This is a genomic window from Sporosarcina trichiuri (assembly GCF_030406775.1).
Lineage (GTDB): Bacteria > Bacillota > Bacilli > Bacillales_A > Planococcaceae > Sporosarcina > Sporosarcina trichiuri.
Genome location: NZ_CP129119.1, coordinates 2031204 through 2055423, shown reverse-complemented (window position 1 = coordinate 2055423; position 24220 = coordinate 2031204). Strand labels below are relative to the sequence as shown.

Here is a 24220-nt window from a genome sequence, read left to right as displayed (position 1 = left end):
GAACAGGTGAATCACGTAGCACTCGTGGGACGGCTCACAAAAGATCCGGAACTCCGCATGGTCGGGGATCGGAGAGCGCAGGCCAGCTTCACGCTGGCTGTGAACAGGAGCTTCAAGAACCAGCAGGGAGAGATCGATGCCGACTTCATCCTTTGCTCGATCTGGGGCAAGACTGCGGAGAGCACGGCCAGGCACTGCGGTAAAGGATCGCTTATCGGTATCAGCGGGCGCATCCAGACACGGACGTATGAGCGGCAAGACCGGACACGCGCCTACGTGACGGAGATCATCGGAGAGGATGTGCGATTCATCCAGACGAAGAAACCGGCATCAGCGGATCATCAGTCTGCCGCGGCGGGCAGCCCGTCCGCCGAGACGGAACGCGAAGCGGCATCAGCGCACTTCGAGCTGCCGCCGTCCAAGCCGGAATCCGAGGCACTGCCGATTTACTGAGCCTGCGGACATACATAGGCGCAGAAACGTGCAGACAGGAAGGAGGGACAGCACCGGGCGCCGATCCGGGTGGAGGAACCGCTTAACCTGTCCGGCTGAAAGACCTGCCGGACAGAGGGGAGTACCAAACGGCCGGGATATTCGGGGGAGCATCCCGGCGTACGCCGCCTGCAGGCGGATCCATCTCAGGCAGACCTGCAGCGGTGCATGTACATGTTAGCTATAACGAGGAGACGACTGAACGCCATAGTATCAGCAGGGCGGCCGCAGCCGGCGGGAGACCGCTTCCCGCTCCACTGCGGCGCTGCTGATGAAAAAAAGGGGGATGGAATGATGGACGCACAGCAGCAGCTCATGTATCGGATGGAACTGCAGATCGGCCAGCTGATCCGCATGGTCGCGAACTTGAACGAACGGATGGAACAGCTTGAACAGCTGGAACGGACGAAAACACTCCGTGTCATACATATGAAACGGCTGACCCGCGTCTAGACGGAAAAACGCAAACCGCCGGAGCGATTTGCGTCTGTTTCCATGCAGGGTCAGCCGAACGTCAGCAGGTCATCGAGTTCCGTATCGGACAGCTCAGTCAGCCACTGGCTCGACTGGATGAGGTCCGCGGATAATGCCGCTTTTTCTTCCAGCATCTTATCTATTTTCTCCTCGATCGTCCCGATCGTCACGAACTTATGGACGTGCACGAACTTTTCCTGCCCGATCCGGTACGCCCGGTCGGTCGCCTGGTTTTCGACCGCCGGGTTCCACCAGCGGTCCGCGTGCAGCACATGGTTCGCAGCCGTCAGGTTCAGCCCCGTACCGCCCGCCTTCAGCGAGAGGATGAATATCGGGAATTCACCTCTCTGGAATGCCTCCACCAGAGCGTCCCGCTGCCCTTTCGGCATACTGCCCGTCAGGAACGGTACATCGAAGTCATACAGGTCGGACAGGCACTGCCGGATCAGCTGGCCCATGCCGATATACTGGGTGAAGATCAGGCACTGCTCGCCGTTCTGGGCGATCTCCGCCGCCAGCTTCACGAGCCGTTCCAGCTTGTCGGAACGCACGAGCATCCGGTCTGCCGTCGTATACGGTTCTTTCAGGAACAGCGCCGGATGGTTGCACAGCTGCTTCAGACGGCTCAGCATCTTCAGGATGAGCCCCTTGCGTTCGAAGCCGGAGAGCGTCTGGAGCTTGAACTTCGTCTCCTCTATGAAACTCTCATACAGCGCCGCCTGTTCTGCGGTGAGCGGCACGTATTCGTTCTGTTCGAGCTTCTTCGGCAGGTTCAGCTGCAGGTCCGGATCGTTCTTCGTCCGCCGCAGCAGGAACGGGTGGATCTTCGACCGCAGCCGGCGTTTCGTCCGATCATCATCATCCCGCTCGATCGGAATGATATAGTCATCCGTGAAGCGCCGGAAACTGCCGAAGTATCCGCGGTGGATGAAGTCGAAGATCGCCCACAGTTCCGCCAGGCGATTTTCGATCGGTGTTCCGGTCAGGGCGATATGGTGGCCGCCCTGCAGCTTCCGGATCGCCCGCGACTGCTTCGTCTGCATATTCTTGATGTTCTGTGCTTCATCGAGTGTGATACTCGCAAACGGGAATGTTGTCAGGAAGTCGCTGTCCTGTGTCGCGGTCCCGTAAGTCGTCAGTACGACGTCGGGCTGCTCGGCTTCCATCGATTGCGCGAACTGCTCTTCCCGCAGGCGGCCCGGTCCGTAATGGATTGACGCCTTCAGGGAAGGAGCGAATTTCTCAAGCTCCTTCTGCCAGTTGCCGAGTACGCTCGTCGGGCAGATGATGAGCGACGGAGCCCCTGTATCAGCCTGTTCGTGGACGGCGAGCAGGTAGCTGATGAGCTGCACTGTCTTGCCGAGCCCCATATCATCCGCGAGGCATGCGCCGAACTTGTTCTTCCGCATGAACATGAGCCAGTTGAAGCCTTCATGCTGGTACGGCCGCAGTTCCGTCTGCAGACTGGCAGGGATCGTAACCTCCGGCAGTCCCTTTTTGTCCATGATCTGATCGACGTATTCCCGGAGTGACTGCTGCATGGTGAACGCGAGAAGCGGATCTTCTTCCTCCATCTCCTCCTCGATTGGCACGATCTCCTCGGGAAGCTCTTGGAACAGCAGATCCTTCACGGTCCATTCGCCTTCATCCGCCTGTTCCATCAGTTCCCGGATACGCTTCAGCCAGGCGGGATCGATATGGAACCACTCGTCCCCCGTGCGGATGAACTCGCGGTTTTCGTCCACCATCCGCTGGAACGCATCCCGGTCGATCATCTGGCCGCCGAGGGAGAAGTTCCAATTGAACGACAGCACTTCATCGAGCCCGGCTGCGGATCGGTAGGACTGGATGCCGGCGTCGGTCCGGATCTTCAGTTTCGTATCCGTCACAGTTTTCAGCCAAGCCGGCAGCAGCACTGTGAACCCGAACGACTGGAACAGCGGCAGATCATGCTGGATGAACAGCCGCACTTCCGGATCGCTCATCGGCATATGGAGGAAGCTGCCGTCCGCTTCAGGAGCCGCGGACTGGAGGAATGACATCATTTCGGACTGCTGCTCCTCGAGCGCATCCGCATAGGTCTTCCATTTGGCAGGCAATGCATCCGCAATCGGTGCATTGCGCTTCGACTTCGCCGGTATCCATTGGGTACCGCGCTCGTTCAGCAGGACCGTCTCGAGCAGCCAGTCCACGGTCCGGTCGGCATCAGGTTCCGTCAGCCGGAGTGCACAGCGGACAGGCAGATCGGTCCGTGCCTCCCCCGGCCAGCCATAGGTCTTCAAATGCGGCAGCAGGGCAGTGACGGAATCGGGTCCGACGCCGAGCGCTTTGAACTTGCTGATGACCGCCTGCTTCAGCAGGCCGGCAGCACCGTCAGACAGGCCTGCAGCCTCGCCGGCGAGATGGATGACCTCGTCGGCATCGGGCTGGATGTACGAAAACAGATCCGCGGACTGCCATAACGCAGCCGCCTCTTCTGCAGTCTTCAGCTGGTCCGCGTCGTGTTCCGTGCTGCCGGCATACGAAACGAACGGGTGGCGTCCTGCGCCGAGCGCCTGGACCCATTCGTGGGGACGCAGGATAACGGAGTTTTCCTCGACCGGCACCGACAGACCGAAGAGTGTTGATTCATCATTGAAGAAGAGGAATGACACAAGACGATCAGCAGGAAGTGCTGTGCCATAATCATCGGCAGCTGCCACGGCGAAATTTTCGCGGTCCGTCGGCTGGACTGTCAGATGCAGCGTGCGGACGAGCGGATTGGCTGGATTCATAATTCCAGATTCCCCCTTTCCATTTCTTCGACCAGTGCCCGGAGACGCCGGTGTTTCTCGCGTACGGAGCGGATGTAGCGGTTCCAGAAATCGTTCCGTCCGCTTCGTTTGCAGGCGGTCCGCATCCGTTTGAACAATTTGACGGCCCGGCGGTAGCTCATCCGGTTCTTATCGGCGATGAACTGCTGGGCGTAGTCATGCAGCAGCGGCATGGCGGCATCGGGCTGATGGGCCAGTACTTCCTTCATCTCTTCCGCATCCACACTGTCGAACGGTACGGCGAACCGATGCAGCAGGGCGGCCCACTCCATGTAGCGCTCCCGTTCGGCGAGGAAACGCGAATAGCGGCTGATGCCGATCTTGCCGTACATCGAATAGACCGTTTCATATTCTTCATCGGTGAAATCACCGCTGTCGAGCAGTGCGTCGATCTGCTGGGCGGCGGCCAGTTGTTCACTGCGGCTCGTCTGCCGGCTGAAGTAAGAGCCGACCGACGGATACAGTCCCCGGGCGATCGCGCCGGCCGTCGGCATGAGTGCCGACTCCCTGGCGAATTTCGCAAGCATCATCCAGCTGCCGAAATCAGGTGCCTGTTCGGCGGAGAGCGCTCCTTCCAGGATATCCCCGCGCCCTTCGATGATCGCAAAGTACATCGAAAGCAGTTTCGCTTCTTCCGACCCATCTTCCGCAAGCCGGCGTTTTTCCTCTTCGCGTTCATCGCGGCCGGAAAACAGCTGGCCCCAGACCGCTTCGTAAATACGGAAGCGGTATGCGAACTGGCCGCTGTGCCGGACACAGACCGAGTAGACTAAGGTCTTCAGACGGTTCATGAACGGATCGGTCTCGAACAGTTTCGGTTTGCTGCCGAACGTACCGGCAAGGCGTTCGATATCGGCGATCTGATCGTTCAGCCATGTCGTCACCTGCCACGTGCCATAGGCATGCTGCGAATGGCCCGCATCCAGCACGTCCGAAATATAGGCCCAGGCAGCGTCGAGAAGGTGCAGGCGATAATACAGATTGAACAGCGGCTTCCACTCATACTCGAACGGCATGAGCGGGCGCACCCGGTTTTCGATTTCCGCGCATTCGTATGTGAAGACGGAGGAGTTCACGGCCGGCGTCAGCTTCCGCAGCGGAGCTGTCACGTTCGCCAGTGCGGCATCCCAGGCATCCGGCGTACGCTCGGTGATCTTCACGGCGAGCTCTTCCTTCTCGGACGTCCGCCAGTCCTGGTACCACTCCGTCAGTGAATTGAATTGTGAATATAAGTCGAAGACAACTGCCAGCTGATGCTCACAGCGGTCTTTCGTGCCGCATGTGCAGCTGAGCGCCTGGTCGCCGAATGAAAACCGGACGAATTCCGACGCCCGATCGTTGAGCTGCGCCAGCACTTCGCCATCGTCCTGTGAATACCGGTAGGACGAAATGGCTCCCCGCCGGACCATCGTGATCGCCCGGCGGACCAGGTCAGCCTGCTCCGGCTGGTCCGGCCGGAATCTGTATCGGATATCCTTCATCATCTTTTCAATTTCCCGTTCATGCAAATACGAAATCCGTTCTGCAGCGACGCGCAAAGTTAACCCTCTCCCTCGACAAAGCATTCTTTCTATTATACCCCATGTCGGGCAGGTGCGTAAATCATCACATTCCAAAGGAAAACCCCTTCCCTCATTCCTGTTCAGGAGAGGGAAGGGGCTGGCCTGTATCGCCGTGCTTCCTCAGGAGGCTGCGGAACACGAGCAGGTTCGATTTGATGGAATTCAAGTACAGGCGGCGTTCTTTTTCAGTCATGGAAGCGACGATGGCGATGATCTCCCGCAGCTCGTTCGATTCCTGCAAAAGAGTCCTGTGGTGATCGACGAACCGATCACGGTAGGCGGCCTGGATCTCGGATGTTTTCCCGGCCGCTTCCGGTGCACCGGCACGGACATCACGAAGCGGTCTGCCTGTCACCATGGCGACGAAGTAGTCATCCGGGATGTCGAAGGTCTCCTTGAATTCCGCCAGCATTTCGGATGTGAGGTCCCGGTCGGTCCGCTCATAATTGGACAGGGCGGACGAAGAGATGGAGAGCTGTTCAGCGGCCTCCAGCTGTTTGATGCCCAGATATTCTTCACGGTACTCTTTGAATTGCTTACCGAAATGACGAGTTTTTCGTGTCATAATGCCCTCCGTTTTTTGTTCTACCGTATAGGAGTAAAACAAAGGATTTATCAAAACTCACGAATTGTGAAAATAATAATCAACAATATGTGAAGTTCGACAGACGGATCGATGAGAGAGCAAGAATCGGCCCGGACATGTAACATCAGGTGAGAACATATAGTGAAGGAGGAGGAAGCGATGCAGCCGGATTCGATAGTGCTCCATGTCCCCGGGCTCGGGGAACTGCTTGGCGGAAACCGCGGGCAGATCCATGAAAAGCTTGGTTTGCGGAGTCCCGGGAATGCTTCAGGAATACGGGAGGGCCGGATGATGTATTTGACCGGAAGGACGATCGGCCGCGTGTATTTCGATTCAATCGTCGTGGATGGCAGGCGAAACAGAATTACGTTCAGGCGACTGAATGCGGACAGGGGTCAGTTCGAGGAGACGGTCTGCAGGGTGATGGAGGAGCTGGGGATCAGCGAATATTCCCCTGCAAGCTTGTCCTACTGGCTGCTGGCACCGGGCTGGCAGGTGCGGGAAGACGACGGACCGTCGCCTGTCTGACGGCGACAGGGCAAAAAACACAGGCATCTGTCATTCACAAAACAGGGGGGGATGTGATAAACTATTAATAATCGGAATATTCAATATAGGAGGAGATCCATATGCTGTCCGTTAAACGAATGACACCGTTTTATACGAGCAAAGAGGATTTCAGGCTCCGGCTCGTGTTTGCCTACCAGTATTTCTCCATCGTAAAAGGCCAGGAAGTGTTTCAGTTTGTTCCGATTGAAGGAAAAGAGATCATCATCAACATGAAGAGCCTGCAAGTCGAGAATCTGGGGGAGATCTTCGTATTCCAGCGAGGCAGCCGGTTCATCCGATTACCGCTGTACCAGCTGCTCCTGATTTCCGATTTGCATATGCACCTGTCCGACGTTCTTGATGGCATCTTCCAGCTCGCTCCCGAACTTTCCATGCCGCAAGCGCGTGAAATCGAGGACATGATCGGAGAGCTGGAACTGCGGAACCGGCTGTGTATGATCGATTATGCACTTGAGATGAACGACAGACTCCTGTTCAATGAACTGACGGAAGGAATGCACACGCCCAATGTCACACAAGAATAATGCCAATTGAAAACACCTATCCGCAAGCTGTTCTGCCGGATAGGTGTTTTACTGTTTTTTATATAGGCTGTTCCGTGTCCGTCTCATAGGAAGAAATACAGCAGCGCTACGAAACCGGTCGAACCGGCAAGCCCGAAAGCTACATCCTGCCAAGTCATCTGTGCAATTCGTTTCGCTTGGATATTGTTTTCCATTGGAATCCGCTCCTTTTGTCGATTTCCCGGGAAATAAATCGGATACCCCCGGTCTGTTGTATGTCCGTGGTGTCATCAGGAGTCACTAGAGTGTGTAATAGTTATGTAATACCCACGTTTCGGCATATGGGAAACCTCCTTTCCGTAAATATTCTTTTCCTGATAAATTACGAGTCTTGTACGTGAAAACTTTGCAAATTCCGCGGTTTTTGCTAAAGTATAGGATAGGAAGTTTTCAGTGTTGACCGTTTCCCATCCTCTTTAAGAAAGGAATTATCCGATGTTTTTCAACTTTTCGTTTTGGCGCTATGTGACGAAGCCGTCAAAACTCGCCATCGATCATCAAAATTCGGCAATGCGCGGGTTCACCGTACGGATCGTTCTTCTTTTCCTTGCGGGTATCGTGCTGTTTGCATTGCGCGATATATGGGGAATGACAACCGATTCGCTCAGCCCGATGCTTGCGGCAGGCGGAAGTTACACGGTCGCCCGGATCGTCTCCGTGATCGGCGCAGTCCTCTGGTCTGTCATCTACATAGCTTTTCATCTGTTTTTCATTTCATACGTCCTTGGCCTCATCACCTCGATCCCGGTGCGCCGGATCGTTCCGCTGCAGCTGCTGACAACCGGTGTGCTGCTGATGGAGAAAGCACTCGTATTCTTCGTCTTCGCTTTGAAAGGGGAGGCGGCGAACGTGTCATTCCTGTCATTTGGACCGCTCACGGCGACATTTTCCGAAACGTGGTTCCTGGTCATGTTCCTCAACCAGCTGACACTCGTTTCCGCGCTCATCGTCAGCATGCAGTTCAGCTTCATCCGCTCCTATACGAAAACGATGAACTGGAAGAGCCTGCTTGCCGTTTTGATCGGCCTGCAGATCGCCATGGCCCTGCTGACAGCAGCGATCGGCTACATCCCGTTCGAGCGTCTCTTCAATTACGTCGTGCAAGGAGGCGCGTAACCGATGAACAAATTACAGAATGCAGCCATCGCGGTCGTCGTCAGTGTGTTCGTCGCACTGAACCTGTACCTGCTCTATTCGGATAAAAGCATCATCCCGAAAACAGTCTACGTCAGCGACTACGAAACGATGACAGCGAACGAATACAAAGAAGAACTGCCGAAAGAAGGATTGATCGCGCCTGCTGAGACATTCACTGTTTACACGGATGACAGTAACACGATCGATACATGGCTCGTCTCTCCTGGCGATACGGTCAGCGCAGGCGACGAACTTGCGAGCCTGCAGACCGAGCAGGCGGACGGCCAGCGGGCAGTGTGGGAATCCGAGAAGGAAGCACTGCTCGCGCAGCAGAGCGCCATCCGCTCGACGATTTCCGACTTGGAGTCCGGCGATCAGTCCGACAGTTCGAATTCATCGAAATCCGACCGGGCCCAAGCCGATGAAGACACAAAAGTGGAGTTGAACGTCAATGTCAACGTCGACGTCAGCCAGAAAGGGTCGTACGCGCAGGCTGTCGCAGAAGCGGAACGTGAGCTTGCTGATATCGACCGCCGGCTGAAAGTCGTCGAGTCACAGCTCGACCAGAACCCGGGCAATCCATCGCTCATCAGCCCTGCGGACGGTGTGATTGCGCGCATCAACAGTGAAAACGACCGCCCGACCATCGTCATCTACAGCGATGAGCAGGTGATCGAGACATTCGCGGAAGACGAAGAATGGAGCCGCATCGAGCCCGGCGACGTGGCTGTCATGAGCGCGAAAGGGACCGATGCGCCGCTGAACGGCTCCGTCGATGCGGTCGACCAGGTGCCGGCGCAGAAGGACGAGTTCCTCGACGCTTACAAGAAACTGGCGGATAAACCCGTCACGAACCCGCTCGCCTACTACAAAGTGCAGCTGAATGCAGGCGGCGAGCAGATTCCCGCACCATTCGGCACGCATGTGAACACCGTCATCACGACGAACGCCGCCCAGAACGCAGCCGCGGTCCCGTCCAAATGGATGATGGGCACCGGAACGGAAGGCGCCTACGTCTGGCGTCTCGATGAAAACGGCTACGCTGCTGCCACGCAAGTGAATGCGCCGTTCGATTATCTGGACCGCACCGTTGTCACGGAAGGGGTCACAGCGGGCGACGTGGTCGTCTATGACAAAGCGATCCGTGACCAGGGAAGCGCTCCGCGCGTCTTCTTCCCGATGCCGGCGGACTTCCCGTCAAAAGCGGAATGGAAAGCGTTCGGCTGGAAAAACTACTTCAGCGTCCTGCTGCTCAAAAAAGAATATACCGGAAAGTGACAAAAGGCAGGGCTGTGGCAGCCCTGTCTTTTGTTATATCCAGTTTGCAAGTTTTATGACTAGCATCCGGAAAACGGGGTATAGAATGAGCAGAATGTACAACGGGTAAGGAAGTGGAACGATGGAAAGGGAACGGAAACAAGTCCAGCTGCTGCTCAACCAGCAGCCGAAACAGAAGAACAACCGGCTGCGCAAACAGACACGCAGCAGCAACTACATAACGACGGATGACTGCCACGATGACTACGTCGTCCTCGACTTCGAGACGACAGGCATGCGGGCAGGAGCTGATAAGATCCTTGAAGTCCTCGCCATCCGCTACCAGGACCATGAGGAGACGGACCGCTTTTCGACACTTGTGAATCCGCAGCGGCACATCCCGCTCGAGGTGACCCAGCGTACGGGGATATCCGCCGCGGACATCCGGACGGCACCGGTCATAGAAGAGATCATTGCAGATCTCGTGGCTTTCATCGGGGAACTGCCGATCGTCATTCATGACAGTTCATTCGAGATGGGGTTCCTCGAGTCACTGGCAGACTTCACCCCTCTGGATCTGCCGAAATACACAGTCGTCGACACGACACGCCTTGCCCGGAAAGTGGCGGCCCAGCTGACGGACCGCAAACAGATGGTGCAGCTGAAGACCCTGCTGACCGACAAACTGAATTCCATGAGCGGCCACACCGACTGCCTCGCCACCGCAGCGATCTACCAATATTGCTGCCGGGTCAATCAGCCTGAAGCCGCCGTCTGATCCCCACGCTTCCGCCAACGAAGCGTTTTTTTGTGGGGTTTTTTTGGGGGGGAATGGCCGGGCGCTCAAGCAAAGCGAGAACCGCTCAAGCCCAGCTCAGAACTGCTCAAGCAAAGCGAGAACCGCTCAAGCCCCAGCCCCAAACGCTCAAGCATCAGTGTCCTACGCTCAAGCAAGCATCGTCCTCCCCCCCCAATCAGCGGATGGTTGACCCCACCTATATACCCACAATATGGAACACCTACCATCTTCATAAGATCTATCATCTTCCATACAACCAATAGACTACTCCAAATGATCCCCGGCAATGCCGATTGGACGATTTTTCTGAAAAGTGACGTTTATTCCGAAATTCGGAGGAAACTGCCGTTCTCAAATCTACCGTTCTATGATATCTTCGTTCTGTCACTTAATTTTGTTAAGTCTGACAACTAATTCAATATAGGGGGTAGGAATTTGACCAACAAGAAATTCACCAGATTTCTCAGTACGTTCCTGACACTGGTCCTGGTACTCTCGCTTGTCCTGCCGTTTGCAGGCACTGCCGATGCAGCGCTCCTCAAACAGCCGTTCAAGCCGAACCCGCAAGATGAAAGCATTCTGCAGCAGAAAGCGGCGATTGCTCAGCAGACAAGCCTGCTGGAGGGAGATGCCCGTCTCCATAAGGATCTGGAAGGGCTTTCAGGAACCCAGAAAGTGCCTGTCATCATTCATCTGTCCGAAAAGTCGGTGGGCCTCGAGCAGGGGATCCAGAAACTGAACGGCAAGAAGATGACACAGGCGCAGAAGAACACGAAAAAGAAAAAGATCCAAGACCAGCAAGTCAGCGCAAAAAAGAAGATGGCGGTCAAAAACGTCAAATTCGATCAGCAATTCTCATACGATACAGTCCTCAACGGTCTCTCCGGCACTGTACAGGCCAATGACCTCGAGAAAATCCTGGACATCGACGAAGTCAAATACGTCGAGCCTGACACTACTATGTATGCACTCGAAGGCCTCGAAAAAGTCGAGCCATCCGTCGATGCACAAATGGACACCAGCATTCCATTCCTCGGAATCGATAAACTGTGGGCAGAAGGGATTGAAGGACAAGGCATCAAAGTCGCTGTCCTTGACACAGGAATCGATGCAGAACACCCGGATTTGAAAGCAGTCTACAAAGGCGGCAAGAACTTCGTCCCTCACACAGAAGGCGACTATGCACGGCCCCGCGCAGATGACGACGGATCGGAAACGTCTCCGCTCGACCGTCCATCGAACAAGCCTGAATTCAACGACAAAGGCAGCGCATTCTACACATCGCATGGCACGCACGTAGCCGGAACGATTGCCGCACAAGGCAACAATCCATACGGCATCAAAGGGATCGCACCGAAAGTCGACCTCTATTCGTACCGCGTCCTCGGCGCATACGGCAGCGGATCGACCGCCGGAATCATCAAAGCGATCGACACTGCGGTCATCGAAAACATGGATGTCATCAACCTGTCGCTCGGCGGCGGGGCGAACAATGAAGTCGATGGGGCCTCCTTCGCCATCAACAACGCGATGCTCGCAGGCACGATTTCCGTCATCGCAACAGGAAACTCCGGTCCGAACCGCGGTACGATGGGAACTCCGGCAACGTCACGTCTCGGCATCGGTGTCGGCAACACGACAAACCCGGAAACACATTACCAGGCCAACATCAACATCACAGCCGGCGACTTCACGTACAGCAAAGTGAACGATCTCATGGCGACGACATTCGGCAAGGACGTGAAACAGCAGCTTTCGGGCAGCTACAAACTTGTCGCAGTCCCGGGCGTCGGTAAAGAAGCCGACTATGCCGGACTAGACGTCAAAGGTAAAATCGCACTCGTGTCCCGCGGCGAAATCGCATTTGTGGATAAAATCGAAGCAGCGAAGAAAAACGGTGCTGTCGGCGTCATCGTCCACAACTTCGCAGGCGGCACGAACGCACCTGGCAAATCCCAAACATTCCTAGGGGATGCGTTCGAATTCCTTCCGACATTCGACATGTCCGTCACAGACGGCGAAGCGATCCGCGCAGCACTCGCAGCAGCGGAAGGAACGATCACATTCGATCAGTTCACAAGCACGAAAACGACAGGCGACGACGTCAACGACTCAAGTTCACGCGGTCCATCCGTCCCGAACTTCGACATCAAGCCGGACGTCACTGCACCTGGAACGAACATCATGTCCACCATCCCGCAATACGGCAAAGACTTCCCGGATGCGGACTACAGCGAGTCGTATTCACGCAAAACCGGTACATCGATGGCCACTCCTCACGTTGCGGGTATCGCAGCGCTCGTGAAACAGGCAAACCCTGAGTGGAACGCATTCGATGTGAAAGTCGCACTTTCCAACACGGCAACACTGCTCGATACAAAGAAATATGATGTCTTCACACAAGGCGCAGGCCGTGTGGAAGCGTACAAAGCAGCACACGCTGACGTCCTTGCGTACGGCATCGACACAGCGAACAACGACGGTTCGGAAGTCGAGAACCTGAAAGGGACAGTCACATTCGGCCCTCAGAAACTCGACAAAGATATCTCCGTCACGAAGCAGATCAAAGTCAAAGATCTGAAAGGCAAAGGCGGCGACTACACCGTTTCCGTCGATATCACGAAGAAATTCGGCGATGCAAATGTAACTGTCGACAAGACAGCCTTCACCCTGAACGGTGAGCAAATGCTCAACGTCACGCTGACCGCTTCAAAAGCGGAGTCAAAAGCCGGCGATGAAATCCTCGGCTACATCCACATCAAAGGGAACGGCAAGGATCTGTCCCTGCCATTCGCAGCGGACTTCGGAGGCGCAGCGGCGGCCGCGGTCACAGATATGGAAATCACGGAAACCGATCTGTCCTTCAACGGTGATGGCGTGAAAGACGAAGCGATGCTTTACTTCACAATCACCGGCGATGTGAACTTCAACACGGTCGAACTGTGGAATATCATGGATCCGACAGGCGGCGAGTACAACGACGGCTACATCGGCTATCTGCATGCGGGCGCATCACTTGCAGCCGGCTCCTACCAGCTGCCGATCAAAGGCGAATACACGCCATGGGGCGGAACAGGCCAGCAGGACATCCCGGACGGCCTTTACACAATCGACTTCACAGGTGAGCCGGTTTCCGGAAATCCGAAAACGATCACAGCTGACGTCGGGCCGGTCGTCGTGAAATCATCTGCCGGCACGATCGAAGGATCGGTCGAAAACGGCAAAGCAGCAGGTAAGGTCATCGACAAGTACGTCGATTACCAGCGCGAACTCGTCAAATACGGCATGGGCTATGACCTCAACACGAAACTGTCTGCTTCGTATGAAGTGACAACTGACGGCAAGGCGGTCAACTCCGGCGCAGTGAAACTCGATCAGGACGGTAACTTCGCGTTCGATGTGCCGAACTTCGACAAGTACAAATCGAACGTTACAGTCAAGTACACGGACGCAGCAGGCAACAAAGCAGCACAGGAAATCTATAAAGCGGAGGGCCAGCCGGACACAGTCTCCGTTTCGGTCGATCAAACCGCACTGGATCTGAAAGCGGGCGACACAGCGCAGATCCTCGTAACCGAAACAACAACGAAGCCGGATGGCACATCGACAGACCGTGACGTCACTGCGGAAGCTGATTTCGCGTCAAGCGATGCAGCAGTCGCAACAGTGGCGAACGGCAAAGTGACAGCAGTCGCAGCCGGCAAAGCGGACATCACCATCACATACGGTGACTTCACGCAGACGATCCCTGTCACCGTGACAGCAGACGCTCCGGCACAGGACGAAGTCACGTATGCACTCAACAAAAAGAACCTGTCCATCGGCGTCGGCCAGCAGGAACAGCTCCTCGTAACGGAAACGACAGTGAAAGCGGACGGTACGACAGTCAAGAAGGACATCACGCCGAACGTGAAATTCAACGTCGTCGATAATTCGATCGCAACCGTATCGAAAGGTCTCGTCACAGGGCACAAAGCAGGCAAAACACAAGTCCGCGTCATGATCCCGGGGCAGGACACCCGGTTCGTCTACCTCGAAGTCAACGCAGCGGAACAGGATGTCGTGACGTATTCGGTGGATAAAAACACGCTCAAGCTCGGCGTCGGCCAGCAGGAGCAGATCACCGTCACGAAAACAACAGTGAAACCTGACGGCACAGTCGTCGAACAGGACTTCACGCCGAACACAAGCTTCAACATCGTCAATAACAAGATCGCAACTGTCCACAAAGGACTCGTCACAGCGCAAAAAGCAGGCAAGACACAAGTCCGCGTCATGATCCCTGAACAGGACACGATCTTCGTCTACCTCGAAGTCGTGGCACCGAAGCAGGACATCGTGACCTACTCGGTCGACAAAACAGAAGTCAAAATGCAGGTGAACCAGCAGAAACAAATCAAAGTCACACAGAAGACGGTCAAGCCGGACGGCCAGATCATCGAGCGTGACGCAACAAACGACGCGAAATTCAGCGTCGTCAACAACAAGATTGCAACAGTCCACAAAGGCCTGATCAGCGCGCACCAGCCGGGCAAGACACAAGTGAAAGTCGACTACCCGAACGGGGAAACAACACTCGTGTACTTGACTGTCAAAGGCGAGCCGGCACCAGTCGTGACGTATGCGTTGGATAAAGACAGCGTGTCCCTGAAAGAAGGGGACACGGCGTCTGTCCAGCTGATCGAAACGACAACGAAAGCAGACGGCACGTCCACAACGAAAAGCGTAACGGATGACGCGGCATACCAGTCGAACAACCCATCCGTCGCCAAAGTTTTCAAAGGCAAGATCACTGCCATCGGTGCTGGAGATGCTGAAATCAGCGTCACACTCGGCGACTTCACGACAACTGTGAACGTCCACGTCGAAAAGCCGGCATCGAAAGCGATGGTCGTGACAGAAGACATGATCGCAAGCTTCCTGAACGACAAGAAAGCGAAGGAGATCATTTTGGACGTACCGGCAGCTGACGGCACATTCGACGTCGAACTCGATGACAGCGTGCTGAAAGCGATCGAGAAATCCAAGAAATATCTCGTCTTCAAAACAGCGGACGCAGCGTTCACATTCGAAAAGGATGCCGTCGAAGTGCTCCGCAAGAACACGAACGGCAAAGCTGTCGTAACATTTGGCAAATCATCTTCCGCACAAGTGAAAGGTGCGAAGAGTGATATCTACACAATCGGCATCAACCAGGGCACAGCCGCTGCGAAAACAGCCATCAAGAAATTCGGCGAAGACATCCAAGTCGCCATCGCGGTGGATGACAGCGCGGATAAGAAATGGAAAAAAGGCTCCGTCCTCAACCTGGACACGAACAAAACATCCAAGTACAAAGTGAAAAAAGGCCAGGCCGAATTCGAAATCGAATCCGCCGGCAGCTATGTATTGCTGGATAAATAATGCTGGAAAAAGGGTGCCCGCGGGCACCCTTTTTGCATGGCAACCTGCCGACCGCTCCATTTCGCGACCTAAGCGCTCCATTCACTCGGCGAACCGATCAATTCTAATGCCGGACCGCTCCATTCCCCCAGCTGAGCGATCAATCCCGTCGCCGAACCGCTCCATTCGCCCGGTAAACCGCTCCATTCCCGCGGCTGCAATCCTGTCCCACACATCGAAATGGCCGCGACCATTCAAGCCCTCCCATGCGCAAAGACCAACACTAGCTTGTCGGGCTCCGCTGACGCTCCGCTTTTTCTGTTGGGGAGGGGAAAGAGCAGCAGCCACCCGGGTTGAGCGACCGCTCCATTCCACTGGCCAAGCGATCAATTCCCCGAGCGAAGCGATCAATTCGCCCGGTAAACCGCTCCATTCCACTGCCGAACCGATCCATTCCTCGGCCTAAGCGATCAATCCCGTCGCCGAACCGATCATATCCTGCCACGAACCGCTCCATTCCCGCGGCTGCAATCCCGTCCCACACATCGAAATGGCCGCGACCATTCAAGCCCTCCCATGCGCAAAGACCAACACTAGCTTGTCGGGCTCCGCTGACGCTCCGCTTTTTCTGTTGGGGAGGGGAAGGGCAGTGGACAGCCGGGTTGAGCGACCGCTCCATTCCCGGGCGAACCGATCCATTCGCCTGGCTAAGCGATCAATTCCACTGCCGAACCGATCCATTCGCCCGGTAAACCGCTCCATTCCACTGCCGAACCGCTCCATTCCCCGACGCAACCCGCCCATTTCATCTGCACATTAAGTTAATAAAATCATCCAATGGTTGATTCTCCTCCGCGCAAGTCAACCAAAACGTCATTGAATCAGCCAACAAGTAACTTATACTGGAGATAACGAGAAAAAGGAGGACCCACCATGCTCCACATCAGCACAATCATTCACCGCGAACGGCAAAAACACGGCATCACCCAGGAAACCCTCGCCGCGCACTGCCAGGTTTCCAAAGCGTCGGTCTCCAAATGGGAAAAAGGGCTGAGCTATCCCGACATCACGCTGCTGCCGAAGATCGCCGCCTACTTCAACCTGACCGTCGACGAGCTGCTCGGCTATGAACAGACACTGTCCAAACAGGCGATCCAGACGCTGTACATCGGCTATTCCAAACGATTCGCACACGAGCCATTCGCCGACGTGTACCAGGATGTCCTCGAAGAAGTACGGCACGGCTACCGCGACGCCGGCCTGCTGCTGCAGATGAGCGTGCTCATGCTCAATCACTTCATCCTCACGGAAAACGGTCCTGCCGTCTTGACGACCATCAACACGTGGCTCGACCGTATCCGCACGCTGTCCGAAGACGTCTGGGTGCTGCGCCAGGCGAACTCGCTGCAGGCGGCGGTCGCCTCCATGCAGGGTGACCCGGAAACGACACTCCGCCTGCTCGACGGCGTCATCCGGCCGAGCATCGGTGATGAAGCGCTGCTTGCGACCGCCTACGAACAGCTCGGGCAGACGGACGAAGCGATGCGAGCACTTCAGGTGATGATGTATCAGAATCTCCTGCAGCTCGTCGGTGCGGCGCCGCTCTATTTGAGGCTGTCCGCGGATGATCCCACGGTCTCCGCGGAAACGCTCCGCCGCACCGAAGGACTCATCGGCCTGTACGACCTGGAGAAACTGCATCCGAACGTCTGCCTGCAGTTCCACGCAGGCACCGCGCAGCTTGCGGCCATCCACGGCGACCGCCCGCAGATGTATGCGTATCTATCAAAATTTGTCCGCGTCTGCACGAAGTATCTGTTCCCGATCGATCTGCACGGCGACACGTACTTCAACCGGCTCGACAGCTGGCTCGAGGAACTCGACCTCGGCACGAATGCCCTGCGCAGCGACCGGCTCGTCAAACAGTCGCTGTTCGAAATCTTCGACGCCCCCTTCTTCGCGCCGTACCGGGACGACGAAGAAATGAAAGACTTACTCACCGAACTCCGTTTCGGACTGGAGGGAATCCAATGAACACCGATATCGACCTGCTCATCGAGTACTTGCCATTCCTCATCCCGCTCGTCATCCTGCAAGTCGGACTCGCGATCTTCTCGGCCGTCCACGTCATCCGCCACCCGCACTACCGGTTCGGCAATATGGTGATGTGGCTGCTCATCGTCGTCTTCATCCAGTTCCTCGGCCCGCTCGTCTATTTCACGATCGGAAGGGGAGACCAAGATGCTCGTTGAGATCAAGAACGTCACGAAAAAATTCGGCGATAGAACCGTCCTGGACAACATCGATCTCGTAATTCCCGAGCATACGATCTGCGGCTTCGTCGGTGCGAACGGCGCCGGCAAGACGACGCTCATGCACGGCATGCTCGGCCTCACCCCGCTGACATCCGGCACAATCACGATCGCCGGCACACCCGTCACATTCGGCCAGACCGCATCGAACGCCCACGTCGGCTACCTGCCTGACGTCCCGGAATTCTACCCGTACTACAGCGCCCGCGAGTACCTTGAACTGTGCGCCGTCATCACCGAGATGCCAAAACAGGAACGGAACACCCGCATCACCGAGCTGCTGGAACTCGTCGGCCTCGACACGAACAGCCCGATCCGAACCTACTCCCGGGGGATGAAACAACGGCTCGGCATCGCCCAGGCGCTGCTCAACCGGCCGAAGCTGCTCATCTGCGACGAACCGACGTCCGCCCTCGACCCGGCCGGCCGCGCCCAGATCCTGTCGATCCTGCAGGCGGCGAAACAGGACACGACCGTGTTCTTCTCGACGCACATCCTGTCCGACGCCGAGCAGATCTGCGACCGCATCGCCATGCTGCACGGCGGCAAAATCATCTTCGACGATGAACTCGCCCGGCTCGACCGCGAGACGAAGCACGAATTCGCCTTCACATTCGACGGCCCTTCTATAGAAGAGATCCATGCACAGCTCACAGACTTCCCGGCGGAAATGAAGATCGAACACGGTGCACTCATCGTCCGCCTGCCGGACGCAGCTGCCCGGATTTCATTCACAAAAGCGCTCGCAGACCGCGGTATCGCAACCAACACGATGCACCCGCACAAGAAAGCACTCGAAGATGTCGTTATGGAGGTGCTCTAATGACGCCCTGGTTCGGATTTCTGAAAAAAGAATGGACAGAAAGCGTGAAATCATACAAGCTGCTGCTCGTTGCGGTCATTTTCTCGATCCTCGGCGTGCTGAACCCGTTCACAGCGAAGATCATGCCCGCCGTCATGGAAAACCTGCTGCCGGAAGGGGCGGCGCTCGACCTGCCCGATCCGACGGCGCTCGACTCATGGATGCAGTTCTACAAAAACGTGCCGCAGATGGGGCTCGTCCTGTTCATTCTGCTGTTTTCGACGATGATGTCGAAGGAACTCGAGCGCGGCACCCTCACCATCCTGCTGACGAAAGGACTGCGCCGCAGCACCGTCCTCACCGCAAAATGGGTCACCGGCGCGGCGTACTGGACGTTCGGCCTGCTGCTGTCGGCCGGCATTACCTGGGCGTACACCGCCTATTACTGGGATCAATCCATCATCCGGCACCTGGCCCTCGCCATCGGCTGCATCTGGCTGTTCGGCCTGCTCCTGTTCACCGTCACGCTATGGGGCAGCACGCTGTTCGCGACAGGGTATGGCGGCCTGCTGACAGCGGCCGTTGCGGTCATCGTCCTGTTCCTGACGAGGCTGGTCCCCGACAGCGCTGACTGGAGCCCCATCGTGCTCATCAGTGATTCGGCCAGCCTGCTGACAGGGGAGGCCGCGCCCGGTGACTTCACCGGTCCGCTGCTCGTATCAGCCGGCTTGGTTGCCGTGCTGCTGGTGACAGCCGTTCTTCATTTCAATAAAAAAAACTTATAATCTCGAAACAAGCGTGAGACCCGGCATCGCGGGTATACTGAAAACAGTACACATTTCAGAAGGAGCGATGCCCTATGGACATCCACGAAAAAGCGATCCGGCTGCTGCAGCAGAAAGCCGAGCAGCCGAACCGCTCCCGCAAAACGACCTCGGCCAAATACAAGAAAAGCACGAAGACCGTCTCCGACTACGTCGTGCTCGACTTCGAAACGACCGGACTCCGTGCCGGTGCAGATAAAATCATCCAGATCGGTGCCATCCGCTACTTCAACCATTGGAAAGATGAAGAGATGGACGTGCTCATCAATCCGCAGCGCCACATCTCGCCGACCATCACCCGGCTCACCGGCATCTCGAACGAAATGGTCGCAGACGCACCGCTCATCGAAGACAAACTCGCTGACCTCGTCGATTTCATCGGCGACCTGCCCATCATCGCGCACAACGCCTCGTTCGACATGGGCTTCCTGTACGCACTCGACGGCAAAGCCGGCATCACCCTGCCCGCCTACACCGTCATCGACACTGTCAAAATCGCACGCCAGAAAATCAAAGACACACCCAATCACAAACTCACCACGCTCACCCAGTACCTGGAACTCGAACACGACGCCCACAACGCAATCGGCGACTGCCTCGCCACTGCCGCGATCTATCAGTATTGCACCAAATAACCAGAAGGAGTGCCGAACCGCTCCATTCGAGCGGCGAAGCGCTCCTTTCTTCTGCCGAAGCGCTCCATTCCGCGCGCAAACCGCTCCATTCGCCCGGCTAACCGCTCAATTCCAGCGCCGAAGCGATCAATTCGGCCTGCCAACCGCTCCATTCCCGCGGCAACAACCCTGTGCCTACACGCCGAAATGGCCGCGACCAATCCAGCACTCCCATGCGCAAAGACCAAACCAAGACTAGCTTGTCGGGCTCCGCTGGCGCTGCGCCTTTTCTGTTGGGGAAGGGGGGGCAAGAGTGCCGAACCGCTCCATTCCGCGGTCGAAGTGATCAATTCCACTGCCGAACCGCTCCATTCGCCCGGCTAACCGATCATTTCCGCCGCCGAAGCGCTCCATTCTGAGCGCAAACCGCTCCATTCGCCCGGCTAACCGCTCAATTCCAGCGCCGAAGCGATCAATTCCGCCTGCCAACCGCTCCATTCCCGCGGCAACAACCCTGTGCCTACACGCCGAAATGGCCGCGACCAATCCAGCACTCCCATGCGCAAAGACCAAACCAAGACTAGCTTGTCGGGCTCCGCTGGCGCTGCGCCTTTTCTGTTGGGGAAGGGGGGCAAGAGTGCCGAACCGCTCCATTCCGCGGTCGAAGTGATCAATTCCACTGCCGAACCGCTCCATTCGCCCGGCTAACCGATCATTTCCGCCGCCGAAGCGCTCCATTGCCCTTGCTGACCGATCAATCCCGTCGCCGAACCGCTCCATTCCTCCAGCTAACCGCTCAAATCCAGCGCCACATTTCCCGTCCAATGAATTGGACATTTTTCGTGATAATTCGGATTTGCCACTTTCCATATCTTTTGTCAGGCAGATAGGCTACACTAATAGAAAAATTAAGAGGTGATGAATTGATTTACAAATATCGTTCTGCGTCTTTGCTGCTCAGCGGGCTTCGCGCATTAGAGAGACGGCTGCCAAGACAGCATGAAAAATACCCCTATATCGCTGAAGAATTGTACAACACCCAAGCAGGCTATTATGGTGAACTCGAGTACGATCGCTATATGAAAGAGGTAAGGACCGCCCACCCCCATGCTATCCTTCATGACCTCTACCTGCACCACGACGGCATCCATTTCCAAATCGACTCCCTTTACATCTCCCCTGAATCCATCACCATATCAGAAATTAAAAACAGAGCTGATCAAATCAAAGTTACCGCCAAACCTACACAGTTCCTGCAAGTGGACAAGCAGGGAAGTACAAAAATCATCCGCAGTCCCATTGCGGAGATCGAACGCAAGAAACAATTTTTGGAGAAATGGCTGCACCAGCGCAATTTCCAAATCCCCGTAACCGGCATCGTTGTGTTTGCGTACAACAACCAAATGATCATTGAGGGCGAGCCGTCACTGCCGATCATGAGTTCTTACGACGCACCGACTTATTTCCGTGCACAAATTATAGAGAACTATTTACTAACAGGGGCCGAAATCCAGAAGCTTGCCAATGCACTGATCGGTGCGCATCGAGAGTTCAATCCGTTTCCTTTGCTGTCCTATTATAAAATTGCACCAGATAACTTGAAGAATGGCGTTTTCTGTTCGGACTGTAAACAACCTTGCGTTATGATGTGGATGAACAGGCGCTGGCAATGCCGCTCGTGTGGCAAGCGGGAATCGTCCAGTCATCTTGCAGCTATCGATGAGTGGTTCATGCTCATGCCGGGGAAGCTGACCAATAAAGCCTTCAGTAAATTTGCCGGAATACCCAATCGTCACACGGCAAAACGAATGCTGGCCCAATCGATGCTCCGTCATCAGGGAATCGGACGGGGAAGCCGCTATGAGCCTCTCTGAATTAAATCATATAAGTTTGTGGGCGCCGCATTCGCTGCGCCTTTTCTGTTGGAGAGGCGGTGGGGCGAGGTGTCGACCGCTCCATTCGGCGGGCGAAGTGATCCATTCCACTGCCGAACCGCTCCATTCGCCCGGCTAAGCGATCATTTCCGCCGCCGAACCGCTCCATTCACCCCGCTGACCGCTCCATACTCCAGCCCAACCGATCAATTCCGCGCCCCACCCCTACCCCCACCACCCAAAATAAGCTATACTCAACAAACAACCACACTCCCACAAAAAGGAGGCACGCGCACCATGTCCGCACAGCATAACAACGCCCAACCCAAACAAGACCCGCGCTTTAAAACCGCGCACAAGGAAGCGTGGATCGGCGCCGCGCTCGCCGTGTTCAACTTCGTCTGGTGGTACGGCTTCGCCTACGGGCTCGGCAGCCGGCCAGTCGACGAGTATACCTACATCCTCGGGCTCCCGGCCTGGTTCTTCTGGAGCTGCGTCGCCGGCTTCGTCCTGATGTCCATCATCACCGTCGTGCTCGCAAAATTCGTCCTCACCGACATGCCGCTCGACGATGACCCGAGGTACCATCCCGATGCCCTGCACAGCGGGAACGACACCCCCACCAAGAAAGGACCGAACTCATGAACATCGGCGTACTCATCCCGCTCATCATCTTCCTGATCGCCATCTTCGCCATCGGGTTCATCGCCTCCAAACAAATGGGCAGCGGCGGCGGCTTCCTGCAGGAGTACTTCCTCGGCGGGCGTGAACTCGGCGGCTTCGTCCTCGCAATGACGATGGTCGCGACGTACGGCAGCGCGTCGAGCTTCCTCGGCGGGCCCGGCACGGCGTACACCGTCGGCTTCGGCTGGGCGCTGCTCGCAATGACGCAGGTCGTCACCGGGTACTTCGTCCTGCTCGTGCTCGGCAAGAAGTTCGCGATCCTCAGCCGGCGCTATGACGCCGTCACGATGATCGACTTCCTGAAAGCGCGCTACAACAGCCCGGCGGTCGCGATCCTGTCCGCCATCGCCATCATCGTCTTCCTGTTCTCCGCGATGACCGCGCAGTGGGTCGGCGGCGGTCGGCTCATCGAATCGCTCACCGGCCTCAGTTACACGTCGGCGCTGTTCATCTTCGCCGTCAGCGTCCTCATCTACGTGACGATCGGCGGGTTCCGCGCCGTCGCGCTCACCGACGCCGTCCAGGGCGCCATCATGGTCGTCGGCACGCTCGTCCTGCTGATCGGCGTCATCATCGCAGGCGGCGGCATCCCGGCGATCATGCAGGATCTGGTCAATGAAAACCCGAACCTCGTCACGCCATTCGGGGCCGACCGGAGCCTCACGCCGGCCTACGTCTCGAGCTTCTGGATCCTCGTCGGCGTCGGCGTCGTCGGCCTGCCGCAGATGGTCGTCCGCACGATGAGCTACAAGAGCTCCCGCGCCATGCACCGCGCGCTCGCCATCGGCACGATCGTCACCGGCTTCATCATGCTCAACATGCACCTGATCGGCATCTTCGCGCGCCCGGTCCTGCCCGGCATCGACGTCGGCGACAAAGTCATCCCGCTCATCGCGCTCGACGTCCTGCCGCCGTGGCTCGCAGGCATCGTCCTCGCCGCCCCGATGGCCGCCATCATGTCGACCGTCGACTCGCTGCTGCTGCTCGTCAGCTCAGCGATCGTCAAGGACGTCTACTTGAGCTACGTCAGACCGCAGGCGACCGAGAAACAGGTCAAAACGCTCAGTTTCGGCATCACCGGCGTGCTCGGCGTCATCGTCTTCCTGCTCGCCCTGCAGCCGCCCGACCTGCTCATCTTCCTCAACCTGTTCGCGTTCGGCGGGCTCGAAGCCGCCTTCATCTGGCCGATCGTCCTCGGACTCTATTGGAAGTATGGCAATAAAACCGGCGCTCTCGCGTCCATGGTGACCGGTATGGCATCATACATCGCCATCTACCTGTACAACCAGGCGAACGGCGACCTGCTCGGCGTACACGCCGTCACGATCCCGGTCGTCCTGTCGCTCGCCGCCTTCGTCATCGGGAGCCTAGCTGCAAAACGCGAACCGTTCCAATTTTAATCCAAGCCTTCCGCACATCCGCGGAGGGCTTTTTTAAGTACATGTAAACTTCGTAAAGACTTATCAAATAACTTC

General features: G+C 56.5%; 19 protein-coding genes. 16 read left to right on the top strand and 3 right to left on the bottom strand.

All coding sequences use genetic code 11. From position 1 onward, the window contains the following. The first annotated feature begins 6 nt into the window (after window positions 1-6). Together QWT68_RS10375 and QWT68_RS10370 are read left to right on the top strand one after the other, a co-directional pair. Window positions 7-453 carry a single-stranded DNA-binding protein gene (locus QWT68_RS10375; RefSeq protein ID WP_082023422.1) on the top strand — a complete coding sequence of 149 codons (447 nt, stop codon included), beginning with the start codon at window positions 7-9 and terminating at the stop codon, window positions 451-453. Window positions 454-666: 213 nt separating this feature from the next. Continuing rightward, a complete protein-coding gene (locus QWT68_RS10370; RefSeq protein WP_144036117.1) occupies window positions 667-945 on the top strand; it encodes a hypothetical protein in 279 nt (92 codons plus the stop codon). 50 nt (window positions 946-995) lie between these two features. Here QWT68_RS10370 and QWT68_RS10365 read toward each other — a convergent pair whose 3' ends face one another. The 3 genes from QWT68_RS10365 to QWT68_RS10355 form a co-directional block, all read right to left on the bottom strand. Then, a complete protein-coding gene (locus QWT68_RS10365; protein WP_098060140.1) occupies window positions 996-3740 on the bottom strand; it encodes a DEAD/DEAH box helicase in 2745 nt (914 codons plus the stop codon). Further along, a complete protein-coding gene (locus QWT68_RS10360) occupies window positions 3737-5317 on the bottom strand; it encodes a hypothetical protein (RefSeq protein WP_290148284.1) in 1581 nt (526 codons plus the stop codon). Before QWT68_RS10360 ends, QWT68_RS10365 begins: the two co-directional genes overlap by 4 nt. Before the next feature lie 94 nt (window positions 5318-5411). Continuing rightward, window positions 5412-5906: a helix-turn-helix domain-containing protein gene (locus tag QWT68_RS10355; RefSeq protein ID WP_040287529.1), complete on the bottom strand. Its 495-nt coding sequence runs from the start codon at window positions 5904-5906 to the stop codon at window positions 5412-5414. A gap of 180 nt (window positions 5907-6086) precedes the next feature. Here QWT68_RS10355 and QWT68_RS10350 point away from each other — a divergent pair, with 180 nt between their 5' ends. From QWT68_RS10350 to panF, 14 genes are all read left to right on the top strand, one after another. Then, window positions 6087-6455, top strand: coding sequence for a hypothetical protein (locus tag QWT68_RS10350; RefSeq protein WP_290148281.1), 369 nt, complete (start codon window positions 6087-6089; stop codon window positions 6453-6455). A 101-nt stretch (window positions 6456-6556) separates the two neighbouring features. Continuing rightward, entirely contained in the window at window positions 6557-7021 is a 465-nt protein-coding gene (locus QWT68_RS10345) for a transcriptional regulator (RefSeq protein WP_290148279.1), read from the top strand. A gap of 474 nt (window positions 7022-7495) precedes the next feature. After that, entirely contained in the window at window positions 7496-8176 is a 681-nt protein-coding gene (locus QWT68_RS10340) for a hypothetical protein (RefSeq protein WP_040287526.1), read from the top strand. A 3-nt stretch (window positions 8177-8179) separates the two neighbouring features. Next, on the top strand, window positions 8180-9475 hold the full coding sequence (locus QWT68_RS10335) for a permuted SH3 domain-containing protein (RefSeq protein ID WP_290148277.1): 1296 nt from the start codon (window positions 8180-8182) through the stop codon (window positions 9473-9475). 121 nt (window positions 9476-9596) lie between these two features. Further along, window positions 9597-10232: an exonuclease domain-containing protein gene (locus QWT68_RS10330; protein WP_052461891.1), complete on the top strand. Its 636-nt coding sequence runs from the start codon at window positions 9597-9599 to the stop codon at window positions 10230-10232. A gap of 456 nt (window positions 10233-10688) precedes the next feature. Further along, window positions 10689-15656 carry a S8 family serine peptidase gene (locus tag QWT68_RS10325; protein ID WP_290148274.1) on the top strand — a complete coding sequence of 1656 codons (4968 nt, stop codon included), beginning with the start codon at window positions 10689-10691 and terminating at the stop codon, window positions 15654-15656. A gap of 912 nt (window positions 15657-16568) precedes the next feature. Next, window positions 16569-17669: a helix-turn-helix domain-containing protein gene (locus QWT68_RS10320; protein ID WP_290148272.1), complete on the top strand. Its 1101-nt coding sequence runs from the start codon at window positions 16569-16571 to the stop codon at window positions 17667-17669. Continuing rightward, window positions 17666-17887 (top strand): PLDc N-terminal domain-containing protein, encoded by a 222-nt coding sequence (locus QWT68_RS10315; RefSeq protein ID WP_040287521.1) that lies wholly within the window; start codon window positions 17666-17668, stop codon window positions 17885-17887. Before QWT68_RS10320 ends, QWT68_RS10315 begins: the two co-directional genes overlap by 4 nt. Further along, a complete protein-coding gene (locus QWT68_RS10310; RefSeq protein ID WP_290148269.1) occupies window positions 17877-18770 on the top strand; it encodes an ABC transporter ATP-binding protein in 894 nt (297 codons plus the stop codon). Before QWT68_RS10315 ends, QWT68_RS10310 begins: the two co-directional genes overlap by 11 nt. Then, window positions 18770-19534 carry an ABC transporter permease gene (locus QWT68_RS10305; protein WP_290148267.1) on the top strand — a complete coding sequence of 255 codons (765 nt, stop codon included), beginning with the start codon at window positions 18770-18772 and terminating at the stop codon, window positions 19532-19534. The genes QWT68_RS10310 and QWT68_RS10305 overlap by 1 nt, the downstream gene beginning before the upstream one ends. A 74-nt stretch (window positions 19535-19608) precedes the next feature. Further along, window positions 19609-20208 (top strand): 3'-5' exonuclease, encoded by a 600-nt coding sequence (locus tag QWT68_RS10300; RefSeq protein ID WP_040287518.1) that lies wholly within the window; start codon window positions 19609-19611, stop codon window positions 20206-20208. 902 nt (window positions 20209-21110) lie between these two features. After that, the gene (locus tag QWT68_RS10295; protein ID WP_290148264.1) at window positions 21111-22061 is read left to right on the top strand and encodes a nuclease-related domain-containing protein; all 951 of its coding nucleotides are present in this window, start codon (window positions 21111-21113) and stop codon (window positions 22059-22061) included. A gap of 297 nt (window positions 22062-22358) precedes the next feature. Next, on the top strand, window positions 22359-22706 hold the full coding sequence (locus QWT68_RS10290; RefSeq protein ID WP_290148262.1) for a YhdT family protein: 348 nt from the start codon (window positions 22359-22361) through the stop codon (window positions 22704-22706). Next, window positions 22703-24145, top strand: a complete 1443-nt coding sequence (panF, locus tag QWT68_RS10285; protein WP_040287515.1) for a sodium/pantothenate symporter — start codon at window positions 22703-22705, stop codon at window positions 24143-24145. Before QWT68_RS10290 ends, panF begins: the two co-directional genes overlap by 4 nt. Window positions 24146-24220: the final 75 nt, after the last annotated feature.